Annotated in this window: 17 protein-coding genes; all 17 read right to left on the bottom strand. The window is 61.3% G+C overall.

The genetic code is table 11. The features are described 5' to 3' along the window. Window positions 1–21: 21 nt before the first annotated feature. Entirely contained in the window at window positions 22–792 is a 771-nt protein-coding gene (locus PCO31010_RS07400) for a ParA family protein (protein ID WP_150663697.1), read from the bottom strand. 153 nt (window positions 793–945) lie between these two features. Further along, window positions 946–1,530: a lipocalin family protein gene (locus PCO31010_RS07405; RefSeq protein WP_150663698.1), complete on the bottom strand. Its 585-nt coding sequence runs from the start codon at window positions 1,528–1,530 to the stop codon at window positions 946–948. Continuing rightward, window positions 1,527–2,204: a 16S rRNA (guanine(527)-N(7))-methyltransferase RsmG gene (gene rsmG, locus PCO31010_RS07410; RefSeq protein ID WP_150663699.1), complete on the bottom strand. Its 678-nt coding sequence runs from the start codon at window positions 2,202–2,204 to the stop codon at window positions 1,527–1,529. The genes PCO31010_RS07405 and rsmG overlap by 4 nt, the downstream gene beginning before the upstream one ends. A gap of 12 nt (window positions 2,205–2,216) precedes the next feature. Next, a complete protein-coding gene (mnmG, locus tag PCO31010_RS07415; RefSeq protein ID WP_150663700.1) occupies window positions 2,217–4,199 on the bottom strand; it encodes a tRNA uridine-5-carboxymethylaminomethyl(34) synthesis enzyme MnmG in 1,983 nt (660 codons plus the stop codon). A 2,708-nt stretch (window positions 4,200–6,907) separates the two neighbouring features. Continuing rightward, window positions 6,908–7,654, bottom strand: a complete 747-nt coding sequence (locus tag PCO31010_RS07420; RefSeq protein WP_039394132.1) for an ABC transporter ATP-binding protein — start codon at window positions 7,652–7,654, stop codon at window positions 6,908–6,910. Then, the gene (locus PCO31010_RS07425; protein WP_150663701.1) at window positions 7,654–9,450 is read right to left on the bottom strand and encodes a branched-chain amino acid ABC transporter ATP-binding protein/permease; all 1,797 of its coding nucleotides are present in this window, start codon (window positions 9,448–9,450) and stop codon (window positions 7,654–7,656) included. Before PCO31010_RS07425 ends, PCO31010_RS07420 begins: the two co-directional genes overlap by 1 nt. 18 nt (window positions 9,451–9,468) lie before the next feature. After that, window positions 9,469–10,524: a branched-chain amino acid ABC transporter permease gene (locus PCO31010_RS07430; RefSeq protein ID WP_150663702.1), complete on the bottom strand. Its 1,056-nt coding sequence runs from the start codon at window positions 10,522–10,524 to the stop codon at window positions 9,469–9,471. 201 nt (window positions 10,525–10,725) lie between these two features. Then, complete coding sequence (gene hpaR / locus PCO31010_RS07435) at window positions 10,726–11,223, bottom strand: homoprotocatechuate degradation operon regulator HpaR (RefSeq protein WP_039394138.1); 498 nt, start codon at window positions 11,221–11,223, stop codon at window positions 10,726–10,728. A 257-nt stretch (window positions 11,224–11,480) separates the two neighbouring features. Next, window positions 11,481–12,626, bottom strand: coding sequence for an ABC transporter substrate-binding protein (locus tag PCO31010_RS07440; protein WP_150663703.1), 1,146 nt, complete (start codon window positions 12,624–12,626; stop codon window positions 11,481–11,483). A gap of 160 nt (window positions 12,627–12,786) precedes the next feature. Further along, window positions 12,787–13,569, bottom strand: a complete 783-nt coding sequence (locus tag PCO31010_RS07445; protein ID WP_150663704.1) for a sulfite exporter TauE/SafE family protein — start codon at window positions 13,567–13,569, stop codon at window positions 12,787–12,789. A 591-nt stretch (window positions 13,570–14,160) separates the two neighbouring features. After that, window positions 14,161–15,147, bottom strand: coding sequence for a branched-chain amino acid ABC transporter permease (locus tag PCO31010_RS07450; protein ID WP_174984589.1), 987 nt, complete (start codon window positions 15,145–15,147; stop codon window positions 14,161–14,163). 23 nt (window positions 15,148–15,170) lie between these two features. Then, window positions 15,171–16,055 (bottom strand): branched-chain amino acid ABC transporter permease, encoded by an 885-nt coding sequence (locus PCO31010_RS07455; protein ID WP_039394146.1) that lies wholly within the window; start codon window positions 16,053–16,055, stop codon window positions 15,171–15,173. A 96-nt stretch (window positions 16,056–16,151) separates the two neighbouring features. Next, complete coding sequence (locus PCO31010_RS07460; RefSeq protein WP_150664173.1) at window positions 16,152–17,345, bottom strand: ABC transporter substrate-binding protein; 1,194 nt, start codon at window positions 17,343–17,345, stop codon at window positions 16,152–16,154. Between the two features lie 76 nt (window positions 17,346–17,421). Next, window positions 17,422–18,195 carry an ABC transporter ATP-binding protein gene (locus PCO31010_RS07465; protein WP_150663706.1) on the bottom strand — a complete coding sequence of 258 codons (774 nt, stop codon included), beginning with the start codon at window positions 18,193–18,195 and terminating at the stop codon, window positions 17,422–17,424. Between the two features lie 8 nt (window positions 18,196–18,203). Next, window positions 18,204–18,983 (bottom strand): ABC transporter ATP-binding protein, encoded by a 780-nt coding sequence (locus tag PCO31010_RS07470; protein WP_046290222.1) that lies wholly within the window; start codon window positions 18,981–18,983, stop codon window positions 18,204–18,206. A gap of 437 nt (window positions 18,984–19,420) precedes the next feature. Further along, window positions 19,421–21,070 carry a GMC family oxidoreductase gene (locus tag PCO31010_RS07475; protein WP_150663707.1) on the bottom strand — a complete coding sequence of 550 codons (1,650 nt, stop codon included), beginning with the start codon at window positions 21,068–21,070 and terminating at the stop codon, window positions 19,421–19,423. Between the two features lie 135 nt (window positions 21,071–21,205). Next, on the bottom strand, window positions 21,206–22,714 hold the full coding sequence (locus PCO31010_RS07480) for a CoA-acylating methylmalonate-semialdehyde dehydrogenase (protein ID WP_150663708.1): 1,509 nt from the start codon (window positions 22,712–22,714) through the stop codon (window positions 21,206–21,208). Window positions 22,715–22,807 lie beyond the last annotated feature (93 nt).

Raw genomic sequence — 22,807 nt, forward strand, 5'->3', positions numbered from 1 at the left:
GCGTTCCTGCGCGAATGCGCCTTACATAGTTTGAATGCGCGCGATCATTTCCGCGCCGAATTGCAGATACGCCTTCGCGCCGCGCGAAGCGGGATCGAAGACGACACCCGGCATGCCGTAACTCGGCGCTTCGGCGAGTCGCACATTGCGCGGGATGATCGCGTTGAAAACCTTGTCGCCGAAGTGCTCCTTGAGCTGCTCCGAGACTTGTTGCTGAAGCGTGATACGCGGATCGAACATCACGCGCAAAAGGCCGATCACCTTCAGGTCGCGGTTCAGATTCGCGTGCACCTGCTTGATCGTGTTGACAAGATCGGACAGCCCTTCGAGCGCGAAATATTCGCACTGCATCGGAATGATCACGCCGTGCGCGGCGCACAGGCCGTTGAGCGTAAGCAGCGAGAGCGTCGGCGGGCAATCGATGAGGACGAAATCGTAGGCGTCGTCGACCTTCTCAAGCGCCTGCTTCAGGCGCGTATCGCGATTTTCGAGCGACACGAGCTCCACGTCGGCACCGGCCAGTTCACGGTTCGCAGGCACCACATCGTAGTTGCCGGACTCCGAACGCTGGCAGCTCGCGCTCACGTCGATGCCGTCAACCAGCACTTCATAGATACTCGTCTCGAGCGCGGCCTTGTCGATGCCACTACCCATCGTCGCATTGCCCTGGGGGTCCAGATCGACCAACAAGACACGCTGCCCGTGCGACGCCAGTCCGGCAGCGAGGTTCACCGTGGTGGTCGTCTTGCCGACGCCGCCCTTCTGATTGGCCACGCAGAAAATTTTCGCCATGCCGATGTAGTCCTCCGATTGCTGCCGTGTTGATGCGATTGATGCAGATGGTGCCGGGATGCAAGTCCGGGCGCGAACGCTTCATGCTGCCCGTAGCGGATGCATCCCGCTAATTCGATTATCTGAGCAAAGCTCAGTTATTGCCGAAGGTGCTCAGGGTGCACTGGCCTTTTGCGGCGTCAACACCAGTTTGTCGGTGTCGTAGCCTTGCTTGCGCAACTGGGCACGCATTTGATTCAGCGTGTCGTCGTCGATCTTTGGCGAGCGCGAAAGGATCCAAAGATACTCCCGCCCTGGCTCTCCGACAGCGGCATACTGATAGTCACCGTCGAGCACGATAACCCAGTAGTTGGCCCAAAGCCAGGGAATCCAGCGCAACCAGTCCGGTGCAAACGTCACTTTGAAGCGTGCGGTGCCTGTGCCCTGCCCATCCGTACGTGCCAGACCGGTATCGCTCACCCAGGTGCCATCTTCCTTACGACACTTGTTGGTGACTTCGATCTTGCCGTCCGGACGCGCCACGTATTCTGCGGTCACGTCCGACACACATTTTCGCTCGAAGAAATTCGGGTAGCGTGCTATTTCGTACCAGGTGCCGACATAGCGCGCCTTATCGATCTTTTGCACGGGACGCACGCGCGTCGTGAGCGATTCCTGCCCGGATTGCGCCCAGGCCACGGCAGCCACCACCGACAATCCGACCATCACAGCGCCGGTCCAACGTGTCACGCGGGTCATGCCGCCACCTTCACGCGGAGCAGATGACGCTCGGCGTCGAGAAATGGCACGTTCAGCGCCAGCCGTTCGACCAGCGCGTAGCCATCAGGCAACGTCAGTTCGCTTTCGGCCGCCACGCCCTTCATCGCCCAGAAGCTGCCACCGGGGGCCAGCAAGTTACGGCCGAGCGTGACGAAGTCGTTCAATTCGGCGAAGGCGCGCGAGACGATGGCATCGAACGGTGCGGGCACTTCTTTGCCGACGACGAGCGACTCAACCCGGCCGGTCACGACCGTCAGATTGGTCAGCTTGAACGTGGCACGGGCTTGCGTCAGAAAGGCGGTTTTCTTGTGAACGATGTCGTTCACCGTCACTTGCCAGTCCGGACGCACAATCGCCAGCACCACACCGGGCAGGCCGCCGCCCGAACCGACATCCAACACACGTGAAATCGGCTCACAATCCAGTCGCGGCAGAATCGAGAGCGAATCGAGCAAATGCTTGACGACCATCTGTCGCGGATCGCGGATCGAGGTCATTTGCAGCGAGGCATTCCACTTCGCCAGCAGCATCTGATAGTCGAGCAGGCGTGCTTGTTGCTCGGCACCGATCGTCAGACCGAGCTGTTCGATGCCGTCAGCCAACAAAGTAGCGAGTTCGTTGCCGCCTTGTGCGGCATTACGCGGAGCAGTCATGAGGTCTCCGCGTCAGGCAGCGTGCTGACCGCCGGTGTCGCCATCAGTGGCAACATCGGTGTCCGCCGTCGCTTCCCCTGACGCGCGACGGCGTCCGAGTCCCTTCTTCAGGTGGATCATGAGCAGCGAGATCGCCGCGGGCGTAACGCCGGAAATGCGCGAGGCCTGACCCAGCGTTTCCGGTCGTTGTGCGTTCAGCTTCTGACGCACCTCGATCGACAGGCCGCGAACGTCGTTGTAATCGATGCTGGCGGGCAGCACCGTGTTCTCGTTCGCTTCCTTGCGCACGATCTCGTCGGCCTGACGGTCAATGTAGCCCTGATACTTGACCGCAATCTCGATCTGCTCGCGAATCTGGTTGGCTTGCAGTACGTCGTCCGACAGCGCGGCCTCGGGCGCGAGACGACCGCCCTGCACTGCCATCAGCGCGTCGTAGCCGACTTCCGGACGGCGGAGCAGGTCGGCCAGCGAATACTCATGATCGATGGCTTTACCGAGCAGCGGCACCGCATCTTCCGCCGGGAACGTCTTCGGATTCACCCACGTCGATTTGAGACGTTCTGTTTCACGTGAAACAGCATCGCGCTTGCGACAGAACGCTTCCCACCGAATATCGTCGACAACGCCTAATTCGCGGCCCACTTCCGTCAGACGCATATCCGCGTTGTCTTCACGCAGCGACAGGCGATATTCCGCGCGGCTGGTGAACATGCGATACGGCTCGGACACGCCTCGAGTGATCAGATCGTCGACCAGCACACCAAGGTAGGCCTGATCGCGACGCGGACACCAGGCTTCGCGGCCCTGCACTTGCAGTGCGGCGTTGATACCAGCGAGCAGCCCCTGTGCGGCGGCTTCTTCGTAGCCGGTGGTGCCATTGATCTGTCCGGCAAAGAACAGTCCCGAAATCACGCGGGTTTCCAGCGAACTGCGCAGACCGCGCGGATCGAAGTAGTCGTACTCGATGGCGTAGCCGGGACGCAGAATGTAGGCGTTCTCCATCCCCTTCATCGAGCGGACGAGTTCCAGTTGCACATCGAAAGGCAGGCTGGTGGAGATACCGTTCGGGTAGTACTCGTTGGTCGTCAGACCTTCCGGTTCGAGATAGATCTGATGGGACGTCTTATCGGCAAAGCGATGGATCTTATCTTCGATGGACGGGCAATAGCGCGGCCCGACGCCTTCGATGACGCCCGTGTACATCGGCGAACGATCGAGGCCGCCACGGATGATGTCGTGCGTCCGTTCGTTGGTATGTGTGACCCAGCACGGTACTTGGCGCGGGTGCTGTTCGGGGCGTCCGAGGAACGAGAAAACCGGCACCGGATCCAGGTCACCTGGTTGTGCTTCGAGGACGGAAAAATCGATGGAACGTCCGTCGATACGCGGCGGCGTACCCGTCTTCAACCGACCTTGCGGCAACTTCAACTCTTTCAGGCGCGCGGAGAGGCTGATGGCAGCGGGATCACCGGCACGGCCGCCGACGTAGTTGTTCAGACCGACGTGAATCTTGCCGTCGAGGAAAGTCCCTGCGGTGAGCACCACAGCACGGGCGCGGAAGCGCAGTCCGACTTGCGTGATCGCCCCGACAACGCGGTCGCCTTCGACAATAAGATCTTCCACGGCTTGTTGGAAGAGCCATAAATTCGGCTGATTCTCGAGGCGATGGCGGATGGCTTGCTTGTAGAGAAGCCGGTCGGCCTGAGCACGGGTCGCACGAACGGCGGGCCCTTTGGACGAATTTAGAATACGAAACTGAATCCCGCCCTCGTCGGTAGCGGCAGCCATCGCGCCGCCGAGCGCATCCACCTCTTTGACGAGGTGGCCTTTGCCGATCCCACCGATGGAGGGATTGCAGCTCATCTGGCCGAGCGTCTCGATATTGTGGGTGAGTAGAAGTGTCTTACAGCCCATGCGGGCCGAGGCGAGCGCAGCCTCGGTACCGGCATGGCCGCCACCCACCACGATCACGTCAAACTCGGTCGGATAAAGCATCGCAATATTGCCGCTGACGGCAAACTCTCTGGATTCGGTAATTGCGGAATTATAGCGGTATTGCGATGCATCATTTGTAACTGCACTCGTGTTTCACGTGGAACGTTGATGTCTTTTGATGCTTCGACGGGGAGTTGACCGTTCTTCAGGCGAGAAAAAACCCTGCGGTGCGAGCACCTCGTCGCACCCACAAGCTTCCGGGCAGTGGGGATCGGGGGCACTCGGCTGTGCTCCACTTAAAAGTCGCTTCGCCAGAATGCCCCCGATCCCCACCACTCAATTGCCCAGGGCCAGCCGCCCCCGCGATGATCGTGGCACTGTTTCACGTGAAACATCGAAGCGGTCGGTCGATTCGAGCCGACTATTCAGCACTCCGCCAGACCTCCAATATCAGTCCCTGCCCTCGCTCGTATGAATGCTATGTGCGGCATGCTAAAACCACTGGGTGCCAACATCGCGCCGTCCTCTCGACCATCCGGGCAGTGGGAATCGGTGGCACTCGGCTGTGCTCCACCTGAAAGTCGCTTCGCCAAGAGTGCCCCCGATCCCCACCACTCAATTGCCCGGGGCCAGCCGCCCGCGCGATGATCGTGACACTGTTTCACGTGAAACATCGAAGCGGTCGGTGAACTAGCGCCGACGATTCACCGCTCCGCCGGGATTCCCAATTCGGCCCCTGCCCTCGCTCGTATGAATGCTATGTGGGGCATGCTAAAACCACTGGGTGCCAACATCGCGCCGTCCTCTCGACCATCCGGGCAGTGGGAATCGGTGGCACTCGGCTGTGCTCCACCTGAAAGTCGCTTCGCCAAGAGTGCCCCCGATCCCCACCACTCAATTGCCCGGGGCCAGCCGCCCGCGCGATGATCGTGACACTGTTTCACGTGAAACATCGAAGCGGTCGGTGAACTAGCGCCGACGATTCACCGCTCCGCCGGGATTCCCAAATTGGCCCCTGCCCTCACTCGTATGAATGCTATGTGGGGCACGCCAAAACCACTGGGTGCCAACATCGCGCCGTCCTCTCGACCATCCGGGCAGTGGGGATCGGCGGCACTCGGCTGTGCTCCACCTGAAAGTCGCTTCGCCAGAGTGCCCCCGATCCCCACCACTCAATTGCCCGGGGCAGCGGGTGTGGAAGTGGCGATGTCGGTTTCACGTGAAACGATAGGGCGTTGGTTGCCGACATATCTCGGGCTTACCGTTCCTCGTTAACCAAATCGCCGATCCTCGAACGACTTCCCCTCCCCCGCCTCTAGTTCCGAGAAAACCGTTCGCGGATCTGATCGGGCGTATCGGCAACCACTGCAGGGGCTGGCTGCCAGCAAGTTCACCGGAATGTTTCACGTGAAACGCCACGAAACCTAACCGGGTAGATCACGGGGCTATAGCTTGTTTCTCCGTAGAGGCCTCGGCTCTTTGGATAACTCCGCCCTATTCCACTTCTCTGACATGGCATATCGAACGCGTGGCGTCGGCTCGGCCTGTGCGAACCACCACCTCTGCCCTTTCTCCTTTACACGCCGTGAGGGCTAGCTGACCCATGACATTTGCCTAGTGACATTCAAACCAGACAACTGGCGCCTCTCATCCAAAGCAACACCGTTCCACGTGAAACCAACTTCGCATGAGCACGTGAGGGTGGAGTCGGGCAATTGAGGGGTGGGGATTGGGGGCACTCTGGCGAAGCGACTTTCAGGTGGAGCACAGCCGAGTGCCTCCGATCCCCACTGCCCGGAAGCGTTTGAGGGCGACACGGTCATAGCACCAAGCGGTTCGTCTAACGGTGGCGAGCACAACTTCCAGATCGGAAGCGAAGAGATTACGCCGACCAAGCTAGTGTCAGCGACAACCGTAGTCAAAGAATGATCGGGAGATTGAGGGGTGGGGATCGGGGGCGCTCTGGCGAAGCGACTTTCAGGTGGAGCACAGCCGAGTGCCTCCGATCCCCACTGCCCGGAGGCCAACAAGAACAATGCCGCGATAGCACCCGACGGTTTTCAGAAAGGCATGCATCCTACTTGTATGGAGCGAACTCCACGTGTCACCCCACTTCGCCACATTTAGCCGAAAGGCCGAACCGAGACGAAGTCTCCGGGAATATGAGAGGTGGGGATCGACGGTACTCTGGCGAAGCGACTTTCAAGTGGAGCACAGCCGAGTACCGTCGATCCCCACTGCCCGGAAATGAGGGAGAACGGCACCGTCTTAGCGGGACGTGGTGTTAAGACCCCCCCCCAACCCCACCCTCGTTCCACGTGAAACCAAGAACCGAAAATAGCCAAACAAAGCTGAAAGCAAACACCACCGCCGTCTTGGCAGCGATCATTTATCCGCGTTATCCACATCCGGGCGCCAAACACAAAAATCCGCCGTAGGAATTTGCTTTTCTGTGGATAACCTCAACAGCGAATTCCACAAGAATTTCGAGAAAATCTCGCAACCCCTTATTGCGGCAGTGCGCCATAGATTTGAGTTACCCACACATATCCACAAGCAACTGTGAATAAGTGACTTAGCATGGTTTGACGCGAAGCCCCGGTGTCGACCAAAAAAATTAGGGACGGATAGTGCCATCGAACGACCGTTCAGATTGCATCTCCGGCTAAAGCGAACACCCCATCGCCCGCGCCAGAAACGAAAAAGGCCCGCTAAACCGGCGGGCCTTCTCAACGTATGTCGAACTACATACCGACAGCAAACGACCGTCAGGCAGCCTTTTTAGCCAGCCCCAGATACGTCTCAATCACCTTGGGATTGGTAGCCAGCTCCTGCGCCGGTCCTTCAAGGGCCAGCTCGCCCGTCTCAATCACGTAGGCGTAATCGGCGACCTGCAACGCCGCGCGTGCGTTCTGCTCGATCAGCAGCGTGGCAACGCCCGTCTTACGCAAGTCGTTGATGATGTGAAAGATTTCCTTCACGATCAGCGGCGCCAGACCCAGGCTAGGCTCATCCAGCATCAGCAATTGCGGCTTGGCCATCAACGCACGGCCCACCGCAAGCATCTGACGCTCCCCGCCCGACAGCGTCCCCGCCTGCTGCACGCGACGCTCCTTCAGACGCGGAAAAAGCTCATAGACCACGTCCATCTGATCGAGGAAGTTCTTCTCCCCCGCCTTCTTGCGACGGTAAGCGCCGAGCAGCAGATTGTCCTCAACGGTCATCGTCGAGAACAGCTCACGCTTCTCCGGCACCAGACACATGCCGCGCGACACACGGGCCTCAATCGTCAGCGCCGACATCTCCTGACCGAGATAGGCCACGCTGCCCTTGCTCGACCCGTTGTGCGGCAGTGCGCCCATGATCGCGTTGAGCATCGACGACTTGCCCGCACCGTTCGGACCGATCACGGTGACGATCTGCCCCGCCCCGACACGAAGATGCGCACCATGCACCGCCTCGACTTTGCCGTATGCGACGGCGAGGTCCTTAACCTCCAGAATTGCGTCGGCCATCACTCCACTCCTCCCAGGTACGCTTCGAGCACCGCCGGGTTCTTCTGCACGTCTTCCGGCAGCCCCTCGGCGATCTTGGTGCCGAACTCCATCACCACCAGGTGATCGGTCAGATTCATCACGAAGTCCATGTCGTGCTCGACCAGCAACACGCTCATGCCCTCGTCCTTGAGCTTCTTGAGCAGATCGCCCAGCGCCTGCTTTTCCTTGTAGCGCAGGCCCGCAGCCGGTTCGTCGAGCAACAGCAGCGTCGGATCGCACGCCAGTGCACGCGCGATTTCCAGAATACGTTGCTGACCCAGCGCCAGACTGCCCGCCTCGTCGTACATGTGCGCACCAAGACCCACACGCTCGATCTGCTGCTTGGCTTCGTGCAGCAGCATCGCTTCTTCGTGACGATCCAGACGCAGCACGCTCGACCACACGCCACCCTGCGGACGACGACGCAGGCCGTTCTTGTCGCGCAGATACGCGCCGATAGCGACGTTCTCGAGCACGCTCATGTGCGGCATCAGACGCACGTGCTGGAAGGTCCGGCCGATACCGCGCTTGACGATCTCACGCGACGGCAGACGGTCGATGCGCTCGCCGAGGAACGAAATCTCGCCACGCGTTGCCTGCAATACACCGGTCACCAGGTTGAACGTCGTCGACTTGCCCGCACCGTTCGGACCGATCAGGCCGACGATCTCGCCCGCCTTCACTTCGAACGACACGTCGTTCACCGCAACCAGGCCGCCAAACTCCTTGCGTGCCTTCTCAAGCTTGAGCACCACCTCGCCGACTGCTGGCTTGGGACGGTGTCCCAACGGCTCAGCCTGCTCAGGCGCCTTCGCGACACGTCGGGCCGGGAAGATCTTCCCGAAGAACGGCCACACGCCATCGCGCGCATATTGCAGCAACAACACCAGCAAGATGCCGAAGACGATGGTTTCGAAGTTGCCGTTCGCGCCCAGCAGCACCGGCAGAATGTTCTGCAGGTAGTCCTTGAGCACCGTCAGAATCGCCGCACCCAGCACCGCACCCCACACGTGGGACACGCCGCCGACCACCGCCATGAACAGATACTCGATGCCGTGGTTCAGGTTGAACGGCGTCGGGTTCACGGCACGCTGCAAGTGCGCGTACAGCCAGCCCGAAATCGCAGCGAGTACCGCCGCGTAGACGAACACGACCACCTTCATCCACGCCGTGTTCACGCCCATCGCTTCGGCCATCACGCCACCGCCCTTGAGCGCGCGAATCGCACGGCCCGGACGCGAATCCAGCAGGTTCTTGATCGACACCACCGCCAGCACCACCACGATCCAGATCAGGTAGTACATCTGACGCCCGCTCGCCAGCTCCAGGCCGAACAGGTTGATCGTCGGAATGTCGTTCAGGCCGTCGTACTTGCCCAAGAACTCCAGGTTGCCGAACAGGTAATACAGCGCCAGACCCCAGGCGATCGTGCCCAGCGGCAGGAAGTGGCCCGACAGACGCATCGTGATCGCACCGATGACCAGCGCCGCAGCCGCCGTAATCGCCACGCCGACGATCAGACCGAGCCACGGCGATGCGCCGTAAGCCGTCGTCAGATACGCCGTCGCGTAGGCACCCAGACCGACGAACGCCGCCTGTCCGAACGAGGTCATGCCCGCCACGCCCGTGAGCAACACGAGACCGATGGCGACAATGCTGTACAAGCCGATGTAGTTAAGCAGCGTCACCCAGTATTCAGGCAAACGCACCGGCGCTGGCAGTACCGGCAACACCGCCAGCAGCACCAGGAAAATCAGGAAGTATTTGTTTTTCATTCTGTGGTCCGCCCCGGCTTATTCCTCGTCTTCTTCAACGTGCTTGCTCGTGAGCGACAGCCACAGCAGCACCGGAAGAATCAGCGTGAAGACGATGACCTCCTTGTACGCACTCGCCCAGAACGACGAATACGACTCCAGCAGGCCCACGAGAATGGCGCCGAGCGCCGCGACCGGGTAACTCACCAGACCGCCGATAATCGCGCCCACGAAGCCCTTCAGCCCGATCAGGAAGCCCGATTCGTAATAGATGGTCGTGATCGGTGCGATCAGAATGCCGCACAGCACACCCAGCACCGCCGCCAGCGTGAACGCCAGTCGGCCAGCCTGCACCGTGCCGATGCCCACCAGACGCGCGCCCAGACGGTTCACGGCCGTCGCGCGCAACGCCTTGCCCGACAGCGAACGGTCGAAGTAGAAGTACAGCGCCAGAATCATCACGACCGACACGCCCACCACCCACAGACTCTGTCCGGACACCATCACCGAGCCAATGTTGAAGCTCGCGTCCGAGAACGCCTGCGTGCGCGAACCCTCGGCACCGAACATCACCAGTCCCAGGCCCGTGAGCGCAAAGTGCACGCCGACCGAGACGATCAGCAGCAACAGCGTGCTCGCCTCCGCCAGCGGCTGATAAGCCAGGCGATAGAGCATCGGCCCCATCGGCACAACCAGCAACAGCGTGACGGCAATCTGCACGAGCATCGGCAAGGTCATCGGCGAGATCGCCTTGACCACGAAGAACACGGCGATCGGAAACACGAGATATTTACCCGCGAACACCGGCACCAGGCGGCCCGCCAGCTTGCGCCGCTCACTGTGACGCAAGACGCTTGCCGTCTCCACGATGAACGTGCAAATGCCCATCGCCACGAGCAGCCAGCTCGTCAGCGGAAACTTCTGGGTCTGGATGGCCGCGAGCGTGAGCGCGCCGTACGACACGAACTCGCCCTGCGGAATGAAGATGACGCGGGTGACGGAGAACACCAACACGAGCGCCAATGCCAGCAAGGCATAAATCGCACCCGTGGTGATGCCGTCCTGCGCCAGGATGGCTGCAATCGAAAGATCCATGCTCCTCTCACTTCGTTTGAGTACTTCTTGAACCGGCTGGCGAGACAGCCGGTGTGATGCACGGTGCAGCGCGCTGCCACCCCGTTCCCCTTCAACTTCGGCGCACCCCGCACGATCCCCGTGTCGCAGCGCAGCGAATTATGAATTGTATAAACCGTTATGCATTGGTAAAACCCGGGTGACTACTGAGATGACGACATCTCAACCCGTTTTTCGACGTCGGCGGGGCTTGGTCGGCAACGACGGCGCGTCGGCCAGCACCTCCGGCGGCAGGGCTTCGCGCACGACATCCATCAGCCGGTAGATCTCGGCGAGCGTGTCACGTCCCACTTTGTCTTCCAGATAGCGGTAGCGCTCCTCGACCAGCGGGCCGAGCTTCTTGCACAGCGCCCGGCTCGATGGCGTCAGCGAGACCATCACGCGACGCTGATCCGCCGCCACGCGACGGCGCATGATCAGACCCGACGCCTCCATGCGTTCGAGCATGCCCGACAGGCTCGGGCTGAGAATGCAGCACTCGCGCGCCACCTGCCCGATCTCCATTTCCCCGGATTCGCTATCGTTGACGGCGCGTATGACACGCCATTGTTGTTCCGTGATGTCGTAGCAATTGAGTAACGGCCGGAACAGGCCCATTACCGCTTCACGCGATTGCAGCAACAACAGGGATAGGTTGCGGTGTTCGAATTCACCCGTCATGGATTTACGCTCGAAAGGATCGGCCGTTCAGCCCCCCGGCTGCGGCGATCAGGTTGGGACAATGCGGCCTCTCATGTGCCGCTCGCAAATGCATGTCCTGCCGTCTCTTTGCGATGCGCGAAACTACCACGCTCAAAAAAAACGGGCGCGAACGCCCGTTCTTTAGGCCCGGCTGGTCAAACCGGGCACTTTTACCGCAGATGTTTCCGATGGAACAGCGGGGCATGCCTGCATGCTATAGGCAGCCCCGATGCGCATCAGTTCGCCAATTTCCACTTGCCATCGACGATTTGCACCATCACACGCGAGCGCTGATCCAAACCGTTGTGGTCGTTCTTGCTCATGTTGAAGATGCCTGCCGTGCCCGGCATGTCCTTCACGTTCTCCAGCGCCTCGCGCAGGGCTGCGCGGAACTCCGGCGTGCCCGGCTTGGCCTTCTTCAGTGCCACCGGAATCGTGGCTTGCAGCAGCAGGCCGCCGTCCCAGGCGTGACCGCCGAAGGTCGAGATCGAACCGGCGCCATACGCCTTTTCATAAGCAGCCTTGTACGCGGCCGCCGACTTCTTCACCGGGTTGTCGTTCGGCAGTTGCTCGACGACGAGCAGCGGACCGGCCGGCAGATACGTGCCTTCGCAGTCCTTGCCGCAAACGCGCAGGAAGTCGTTGTTCGCCACACCGTGGGTCTGATACAGCTTGCCCTTGTAGCCGCGCTCCTTGAGCGTGCGCTGCGGCAGTGCTGCCGGCGTGCCCGAACCAGCGATCAGCACGGCATCCGGGTTCGCGCCCATGACCTTGAGGGCCTGACCGGTCACCGACGTGTCGGCACGGTTAAAGCGCTCGTTCGCCACGACCTTGATCTTGTTCAGATCGGCAGCCTTCTGGAATTCCTTGTACCAGCCTTCGCCGTACGCATCAGCAAAGCCGATAAACGCTGCGGTCTTCACACCGTGATCGGCCATGTGCTTGGCGATAGCGGTGGCCATCAGAATGTCGTTCTGCGGGGTCTTGAAGGCCCACGTGCGCTTCGCGTCGACCGGCTCGACGATGGCAGCACCGGCGGCCATCGAGATCATCGGAGTCTGCGTTTCGGCTGCGACGTCGACCATGGCCAGCGAGTTCGGCGTGACAGTCGAGCCGAGCACGGCGTCGACGTGGTCTTCGCTGATCAGCTTGCGCATATTCTTGACGGCGGTCGTGGTGTCGGTCGCATCGTCGAGCACGATGTACTGCACCGTCTGGCCAGCAATCGTCTTGGGCATCAGAGCGATCGTGTTCTTCTCGGGAATGCCCAGCGAAGCCGCCGGACCGGTCGCCGACAGCGACACGCCAATCTTCACCTGAGCGTTCGCCACGCCCGCGACGAGCATCATGGCCGATGCCATGCACAGCAACTTCAGTTTCATTTGGGTCTCCTCACAAAAATTTCGAATTCGATTTTTGACGCATTTTTTTGACATTAACCGACCGCGCAGTCGGGAAATTGTCGCCCATCTTACGGGCACGGATGCCGTTTCGTAAAGTGCGGTTTCCCCACCTGTGGCATCTGCCACAGCGGTTTTGCCACTAGCCGCGCAAAAACGCGTCGTAGCCCGTTTTCACGATCAGCACCGCAAGCACGCCCAGAAACATGCGCCGCACGAAGCCAACACCGTGCTTGAGCGCGAGGCGGCTGCCCACCAGACTGCCCACCACGTTCATGATCGCCATGCCCGCGCCGACCAGCCACAGTACATGCCCGCTCATGCCGAACAGCAGCAGCGCGGCCAGATTCGTCGCGACGTTCACGATCTTCGAAGACGCCGACGCATTCACGAAGTCCTGCCCGAACAGCCGCACAAACAGAAACACCAGAAAGCTGCCCGCACCGGGGCCGAAGAAACCGTCGTAGAAGCCGATGACGCCGCCCACGGCGATCGCCATGAGCGTCACCCCTGCCCCGCCCTTCACAGGCGCGTGGACCGTCCCGAAATCCTTCTTGCGCAGGGTGTAGATCGCCACGGCAACCAGCACGAACGGCAGCACCTTGCGCAGAATGTCGGCCGGGACATGGGTGACAGCGTAGGCGCCGCAGAACGAGAAGACGAACGCTGCGACAGTGGCAGGCAACACAAGGGCCCAGCGCAGCTCGATACCGCGCGAGTAGCGCATTGCCGCCGAGGCCGTGCCCCAGATGCCAGCCATCTTGTTGGTGCCGAACAGCAGCGGCGGTGCAGCATTGGGGAAAACGGCGAAGAGCGTCGGCACCGAGATGAGGCCGCCGCCACCGACCACGGCATCGACCAGCCCTGCGAGAAACGCCCCGCCAGCGAGCATCAGCAAATCGGTCAGCGACCAACCCATCAACATACATTCCCCATACACAACACCTCAGTCGCTGCGCAACTGGAAGCCAGCCGGACGAAAACGCCGAGCATAGCGTCTTTATTCCGCATTGCGCGTACTTATTGCGGTAGAAATCGGTGCAATTCTCGCAATGTGGCGTAAAGACGGCTGAAATTGCGGATGGGGTGCGGCAAAACCCGCAAAAAATGTAATGCAGTGCGCGAGAGCCGCGCGAGAAAGCGTCATGACCGTTGAATATGGCATGGCTGACGAAGGCCTGGCACAGCGCAATGCGGCGCCATGCGGAAGGTGAAGCACAATATAAAAAGCGCTGTCGGAGTCTTCTCCGACAGCGCTTTCTTTTTTGGCGGTGCGCGTTATCGCGCTTGTTGTCTCCTCGTTCCTCGCCCCTATATCCTGCTGTGACGCGAACTGAGGGAGAGAATAAAGGAGCACCCAATGCACCACAAGTCAGCATTTACCCCTACGAATTAGGTTTTTTCTGACATTCGTGCGCCAGAGTGACGAGCGGACGCGCCACACAGGTGCATCCGCCGACATTCCAGCTTCCACGAATCGCTCAATTTACGCACTTACCACGCACTTACCACGCACTCACGACGCCTGCGACATCGACCGGAAGAACCGGCTGCGCGCAATAAACTCGCCCACGAGACCGCGTCGGAACGCCAGCACGCAGATGATGAAGATCGCACCGATCACGATGGTCACGGATTCGCCGAGCGTCTGAAACCACGTCACGCCGGTCGCCGTCGCGAGCCAGTTGCCGATATCGCCGAGCTTGTTCTCGAGCACGATGATCACTACCGCCCCCACCACCGGCCCGAGCATCGTGCCGAGCCCGCCCACCAGCGTCATCAGAATCACCATGCCCGACATCGTCCAGTGAACGTCGGTGAGGGTCTCGAAGCCCAGCACCACCGTCTTGGTCGAACCGGCGAGCGCAGCGAGTGTGGCCGACAGCACGAACGCCAGCAGCTTGAAGCGGTCGACGTCGTAACCCAGCGAGATCGCGCGGGGCTCGTTCTCCTTGATCGCCTTGAGCACCTGACCGAACGGCGAGTGCACGATGCGCATGATCAGCAAGAAACCCAGCGCGCAAATCGCGAGCACCACGTAGTACAGCGTGAGATCCGAGTCGAGCGGCAGCAGACCGAAGAGCGAACCGCGCGGCACGCCTTGCAGGCCGTCTTCCCCGCCGGTAAACGGCGCTTGCAGACAGAAGAAGTAAAGCATCTGCGCGAGCGCCAGCGTGATCATGGCGAAGTAGATGCCCTGCCGCCGGATCGCCAGCAAGCCGATCACCAGCCCCAGCACCGCCCCCGCCACCACGCCCGCAAGAATGCCGATCTCCGGCGTAAAGCCGAGGTTGCGAATCGCATAGCCCGTCACATAACCGGCGCTACCGAAGAACGCAGCGTGACCGAACGACAGAAGGCCCGTGAAGCCGAGCAGCAAGTTGAAGGCGGCGGCGAACAGTGCGAAGCACAGCACCTTCATGACGAAGACCGGATACGCGCCGACAAACGGCGCGACGATCAGCGCCAACAGCAGCAGGGAATACAGCACGCGTTGTTGCATCTGTTGTTGCATGGTTTCGTCCCTTACTTTTGTTTGCCGAACAGCCCCGCAGGGCGCAGCAGCAACACGATCACCATGATGAAGAACACCACGGTCGCCGACGCTTCCGGGTAGAACACCTTGGTGAAGCCTTCGATCACGCCGAGCATCAGCCCGGTGACGATCGAGCCCATGATGGAGCCCATTCCGCCGATCACCACCACCGCGAACACGGTGATGATCATCGACTGGCCCATGAGCGGCGAGATCTGAATGACGGGCGCGGCGAGCACACCGGCGAACGCCGCCAGCGCCACGCCGAAGCCGTACGTCAGCGTGATCATGAGGGGCACGTTCACGCCGAACGCTTCCACGAGCTTCGGGTTCTCCGTACCCGCGCGCAGATACGCGCCGATCTTCGTCTTCTCGATGATGAACCACGTCGCGAAGCAGACGATGAGCGATGCCACCACCACCCACGCGCGATAGTTCGGCATGAACATGAAGCCGAGGTTGGTCGCACCGGACAGCGCGTCGGGCGCATCGAACGGCTGCCCGGACACACCGTATATCGAGCGGAACACGCCTTCGAGCACGAGCGTGATGCCGAACGTCAGCAGCAGCCCGTAAAGATGATCGAGCTTGTAGATCCAGCGCAGCATGGTGCGCTCGATCACGATGCCGATGATGCCCACCACGACGGGGGCGAGGATCAGCATGACCCAGTAATTGAGGCCGAGATAGTTGCCGCCCATCCAGGCGAGCATGGCCCCCAGCATGAACAACGCGCCGTGCGCGAAGTTGATCACGTTGAGCAGACCGAAAATCACCGCCAGGCCGAGACTCAGCATGGCGTAAAACGAGCCGTTCACCAGTCCCAGCAGCAGTTGGCTCAACAGCGCCGGCAGGGGGATGCCTAGAAAGTCCATCGAAATCGATTCTCTGGGAGAAACCTTGGAGAAAGGTCGCGACGGGACACGCGTCCCGTCGCTATCCGTGCATCGCTTACTAAAGAAGTGCTGCGCTTACTTCAGCTTGCAGGTCGATTCGGCTTCGGTGGTGAAGGCCTTCTCGCCCGGGATCGTCGCGACTACCTTGTAGTAGTCCCACGGCTCCTTCGATTCCTTCTTCGACTTCACTTGCATCAGGTACATGTCATGGACCATCGTGCCGTCCTTCCGGATGTAGCCCTTGCTGAACATGTCGTCGATCTTGATCTTGTGCAACTGCTCCATGACCTTGTCGGCATCCGTCGTACCGGCGGCCTGAACGGCCTTGAGGTACGTCATCGTGGCCGAGTAGTCGCCTGCTTGCAGGCTCGACGGCATCTTCTTCATCTTGCTGAAGTAGCGCTTGGCGAATTCACGCGACTTGGCGTCCTTGTCCCAGTACCAGCTGTCGGTCAGGTACATGCCTTCGGTGTTATCCAGACCGAGCGAGTGAATATCGTTGATGAACACGAGCAGACCGGCGATCTGCATCTTGCCCTTGATACCGAATTCCTTCGCCGCCTTGATCGCGTTGATGGTGTCGCCACCGGCGTTCGCCAGACCCAGCACCTGCGCCTTGGACGCCTGCGCCTGCAACAGGTACGACGAGAAGTCCGAAGCGGACAGCGGGTGACGCACCTGCCCCACCACCGTGCCGCCGTTGGCCTTCACCACGTCGGACGTGGACTTCTCCAGCGCGTGGCCGAAGGCATAGTCGGCGGTCAGGAAGAACCACGACTTGCCGCCCGCCTTCACCACGGCCGAACCCGTGCCGCGTGCGAGCGCGACGGTGTCGTACGCGTAGTGCACGCCGTACGGCTGGCACTGGTCGTTGGTCAGTGCATCGGAGCCTGCGCCCACGTTGATGTAGACCTTCTTCTTCTCGGCGGAGACCTTGTTCATCGCCAGGCCGGTGCCCGAGTTGGTGCCGCCGATGAGCATGTCCACGCCACCACGGTCGAACCATTCGCGCGCCTTCGACGCCGCGACGTCCGCCTTGTTCTGGTGGTCGGCCGTGACCAGTTCGACCGGCTTGCCGAGGACCTTGCCGCCGAAGTCGGCGATGGCCATCTTGATGGCTTCCGCGCCGCCCTGTCCGTCGATGTCGGTGTACAGACCCGACATATCGGTAATGAAACCGATCTTCACCGTGTTGCCATCGGCGTGGGCCTGCGAGGCCATTGCCGCAAAACCAAACGCAGCCGCAACGGCCAACGCCTTCATCCGCATCGTCATCTTCGTCTCCTTCGTGGATTTGATCGCCTGGGTCCATCGCCCGGCACGCGTACACGCCGGGTAGCTCACCTCATACGCCCAACAACTCGTGCAGCACCGGCATCTTCGTCTCCAGCTCCGGAGCGCCGAAGCGCTCCACGATCTTGCCGTGCTCCATGACATAGAAGCGATCGGCCAGCGGAGCCGCAAAACGGAAATTCTGTTCCACCATCACGATGGTGTAGCCACGCGCTTTGAGCGTGGTGATCATGCGCGCAAGCGTCTGCACGATCACCGGCGCGAGGCCTTCGGAAATCTCGTCGAGCAACAACAGATTCGCACCCGTGCGCAGAATGCGCGCCACCGCGAGCATCTGTTGTTCGCCACCCGACAGGCGCGTGCCCTGACTGTGACGGCGCTCTTTCAGGTTCGGGAACATGTCGTAGATCTCGTCGAGCGACATGCCGCGCCCGCCATCGTCGCGACGATTGCCACTCATGCCGATATACGGCGGCAGCAGCAGGTTTTCCTCACACGACAAGCTCGCGAAAATGCCGCGCTCTTCAGGGCAATACCCCACGCCGTGATGCGCGACCTTATACGTCGGCAGATGAATCGTTTCTTCACCGGCAATGCGAATCGATCCCTGACGCTGACCGGTCAGGCCCATGATTGCGCGCAGCGTCGTGGTGCGCCCGGCCCCGTTGCGGCCAAGCAGCGTGACGACTTCGCCACGCCCGACCGTCAGGTCCACACCGTGCAGGATGTGCGACTCGCCGTACCACGCCTGAAGCCCTTCGACTTCCAGTGCGGGCACGTTGCCGCCGCTCTTGCCACCCTGGTTGTTGCCGCCGTTACCGTACATAGCCGTCCTCACCCGTGGGCTCCCTGCATTTCGCCGTCCGCCGTGCCCATGTAGGCTTCCATCACCTGCGGATTCTTCGAGACTTCGTGATACGGCCCTTCGGCGAGCACCTCGCCGCGCTGAAGCACGGTGATGGTGTCGGAGATGCCCGCAATCACGTTCATGTTGTGCTCCACCATCAGAATCGTGCGTCCGGCCGACACTTTCTTGATGAGTGCCGTGACGCGATCGACGTCTTCGTGACCCATGCCTTGCGTGGGTTCGTCGAGCAACATTAGTTCGGGTTCCATAGCAAGTGTGGTGGCGATTTCGAGCGCGCGTTTGCGGCCGTACGGCAACTCCACGGTGAGCGTATGGGCGAATTCAGTGAGGCCGACTTCCGCGAGCAACTCCATGGCACGCGCGTCGAGCTGGCGCAGCGTACGACTGCTGCTCCAGAAGTGGAACGCCGTGCCGAGATTGCGTTGCAGACCGATGCGCACGTTCTCGAGCACGGTGAGGTGCGGGAACACGGCAGAGATCTGGAACGAGCGGATGATGCCGCGTCGTGCGATTTGCGCAGGCGCTTCACGGGTGATGTCTTCCCCGTTGAAGGTGATGGAGCCAGCACTGGGCACAAGGAATTTCGTGAGCAGGTTGAAGCAGGTGGTCTTGCCTGCACCGTTCGGCCCGATCAGCGCATGAATGGTGCCGCGCGCGACGCGCAGGTCGACCCCGTTCACGGCGGTGAAGCCACGGAACTCTTTGGTGAGCCCGCGGGTTTCGAGAATGTAATCGTTGTTCGCCATGTCTCCTGCCACATTCCTGGTTGGCGGTGCGAAACGTCGTGCGCGCTTCAGACACCATCGTCTGTGACAACCGCAAGGCAGGCGGGTAACGCTATGGTTGGCGTCGCCGGCAAAGTGCCCCGCGTCCCAAAGGAAGCGCCGAATTCTTGGTTCGATCACTCATAGGGAAACGTTATTGTGTGTGGTTTGCTGCAACGCGATCATTGGGATTTGCACTTAGCTTCGCACCCCTCGAAACGCGCATGCTCACACGCGTTGCAGAACGTTCGGTCACATGGGACGAGACGATGCACCGCCCTTGTGCGACAAGGCTTTTGCGGCACATGCAAATGTGCAGGCGATAGCGAATATCGATGAGATACCGCACCGGGCACTCATCGATATTGCGCGACATTAGGTATTACTACGTAAGTTTTGTAAAACCGAGGGAAAAGCCGTTACCTGACGCCAACCTTACGCGCAGCGCGAATCATGTCGCTGGCGCGCTCCGCGATCATGATCGTCGGCGAGTTGGTGTTACCTGACGTGATCGTCGGCATGACGGACGCATCCACCACACGCAACCCCTGTACGCCGCGCACACGCAACTGCGGATCGACGACTGCGTCGGGGTCGTCGTGACGCCCCATGCGACACGTGCCGACCGGATGAAAGATTGTCGTACCGATGTCGCCCGCGGCGCGCTTCAGGTCGTCGTCGCTCTGGTACGACGGTCCCGGCAGATACTCCCGCGGCTCGTAACGGGCGAACGCCGGCGCGCCCACAATGCGGCGCGTGAGCTTGATGGCGTCGGCGGCGACTCGCAAGTCCGCTTCCGTCGAGAGATATTGCGGCGCGATGTTCGGTGCCACGCGCGCATCGGGCGACGTGAGATGCACGTGGCCGCGCGACGTCGGTCGCAGATTGCACACTGACGCCGTGAACGCGTTGAACTTGTGCAGCGGCTCGCCGAACTTCTCCAGCGACAGCGGCTGGACGTGATACTCCAGATCGGGACGCGTCACGTCTTCGCGACTGCGCGCAAACGCACCGAGCTGCGACGGCGCCATGCTCATCGGCCCACGCTGCGTGAACGCGTATTGCATGCCGATCGACAGTTTGCCCAGCAGACTGTTCGCGGTGAGGTTGAGCGTCTTCGCGCCGCGCAGTTTGTACACGGTGCGCAATTGCAGATGGTCCTGCAAGTTCTCGCCGACAGCGGGCACATGCGACACGACATCGATGCCGAGATTGCGCAACCGTTCACCGTCGCCAATGCCGGACACTTCGAGCAGATGCGGCGAATTCACTGCGCCCGCCGCGAGAATCGTCTCGACGTTCGCCAGCGCCACGAAGTCTTCATTGCCACCGCGATATGCGACACCCGTGCAGCGCGTGCCGTCGAACGTCAGACGGCTCACGCTCGCGCCGGTAATCACCGTCAGATTCGGACGTTGCGACGCCGGTCGCAAAAACCCCTTCGCCGCACTCCAGCGCACACCGCGCCGCTGATTCACTTCGAAGTAGCCGATGCCGAAGTTGTCGCCGCGATTGAAGTCATCGGTTTTGGGAATGCCGATCTGCTCGGCAGCATCGGCGAACGAATCGAGCACGCGCCATGACAGCCGCTGCTTCTCGACGCGCCATTCGCCACCGCTGCCGTGAAACTCGGAGTTTCCGTTGTAGTGATCTTCGCTGCGCTTGAACAGCGGCAGCACGTTGTCCCAGCGCCAGCCCTCGTCGCCGGTCGCATCGGCCCACACGTCGTAATCTTCACGCTGACCGCGCATGTAGATCATGCCGTTGATCGACGAACTGCCACCCAGCACCCGCCCGCGTGGATAGGCAAGCGAGCGACCGTTCAGCCCGGCCTCCTCTTGCGTGCGATACAGCCAGTCCGTGCGCGGGTTACCGATGCAGTAGAGATAGCCGACGGGGATGTGAATCCAGTGATAGTCGTCCTTCCCGCCAGCTTCGAGCAGCAGCACGGTGACGTCCGGGTCTTGCGTGAGACGGTTCGCCAGCACACAGCCCGCTGACCCGGCCCCGACGATGATGTAATCGAAGCGCTCCTGCTTGTCGCTATGCTTGTCCGTCTGCTTGCTCATTCCCGCATGTCTCCGTCGTTGGCGCGGCACTCGCCATAGTGCGGTGCCGACACTGGTGCGGCACCCGAGTGGGGTGGACTGCCGCCACCCTCACCGGGTTCATTTTTGTCGTTGTGTTGTTTGCCGCGTCGCGATTTACTTCGCCACCGGCATCGTGAACTCCGCGCCCTTACCGATGCTGTCGGGCCAGCGCTGCATCACGCTCTTGAAGCGCGTGTAGAAGCGAATGCCCTCTTCGCCATAAGCGTGATGATCGCCGAACAGCGAACGCTTCCATCCGCCGAACGACTGCCACGCCATCGGCACCGGAATCGGCACATTGATGCCCACCATGCCGATCTTCACCTGACGCGAGAACGCGCGTGCCACGCCACCGTCGCTCGTGAAACACGATACGCCGTTGCCGAACTCGTGGGCGTTGATCAGCTCGATGGCCGAGGCCAGATCGGGCACGCGCACAACGGCCAGCACCGGCCCGAAGATTTCGTCGCGATAGATCGTCATCTCGGTCGTCACATGATCGAACAGCGTGCCGCCAAGGAAGAAGCCCTGCGCGTGCCCCGGGACTTGCAGGCCGCGACCGTCAACCAGCAGCGTCGCCCCGGCACTCACACCTTCCGCAATATAGCCCTCGATCTTCGCCTTGTGGGCGGCGGTCACGACCGGGCCCATCTCCGACGCGTCGTCCGCGCCCGGCCCGACGCGCAGCGCCTTCACGCGCGGCACCAGCGCGTCGACGAGACGATCTGCCACCTGCCCCACCGCGACCGCCACCGAGATCGCCATGCAGCGCTCGCCCGCCGAGCCGTAGGCCGCGCCGATCAGCGCATCGACGGCCTGATCGAGATTCGCGTCGGGCATCACCACGAGATGGTTCTTCGCGCCGCCCAGCGCCTGCACGCGCTTGCCGCGTCGCGTGCCTTCCGTATAGATGTACTCGGCTATCGGCGTCGACCCGACGAACGACAGGGCTTCGACGTCCGGGTGATCGAGCAGCGCGTCCACGGCGACCTTGTCACCCTGCACCACGTTGAACACGCCGTCCGGCAGCCCGGCTTCGCGCAGCAGGTCGGCAATCAGCAGACTCGCCGACGGATCGCGCTCCGAGGGCTTGAGCACGAACGTATTGCCGCAGGCGAGTGCGATCGGGAACATCCACATCGGCACCATCACCGGGAAGTTGAACGGCGTGATCCCCGCGCAGACGCCGACCGGCTGACGCAGATGCCAGTTGTCGATGCCGCCGCCGATGTTGTCGCTGTGCTTGCCCATCAGCAAATTCGGCGCCCCGCAGGCGTACTCGACAATCTCGATGCCGCGCGTGACTTCGCCGCGCGCGTCGGAGAACACCTTGCCGTGTTCGCGGGTAATGATGCGGGCGAGCTCGTCCTGATGCTCGTCGAGCAGTGCCTTGAACTTGAACAGCACACGGGCGCGCTTGAGCGGTGCCGTTTCCGACCACGACGGCAGCGCCGCTTTCGCCGCCGCCACCGCCGCATTCACGTCCTTCACGCTGGCCAGCGCCACGCGGGCGCTCACCGCCCCCTCGGCCGGATTGAAGACGTCGGCGAAGCGCTCGCCCTCACCCGCCACACGTTGGCCACCGATGAAGTGCTGGACGGTCGGAATATCAGCGTTGCTCATGTTCGTTTCCTGTGGATTTCAAGGCATCGGCGCTGGTGTTTCCCTGCTCAGCGCCACGAGTAGCCCCAAGCGTACTGCCGCGAGGGGCGGCAA

This window comes from Pandoraea commovens, assembly GCF_902459615.1.
Lineage (GTDB): Bacteria > Pseudomonadota > Gammaproteobacteria > Burkholderiales > Burkholderiaceae > Pandoraea > Pandoraea commovens.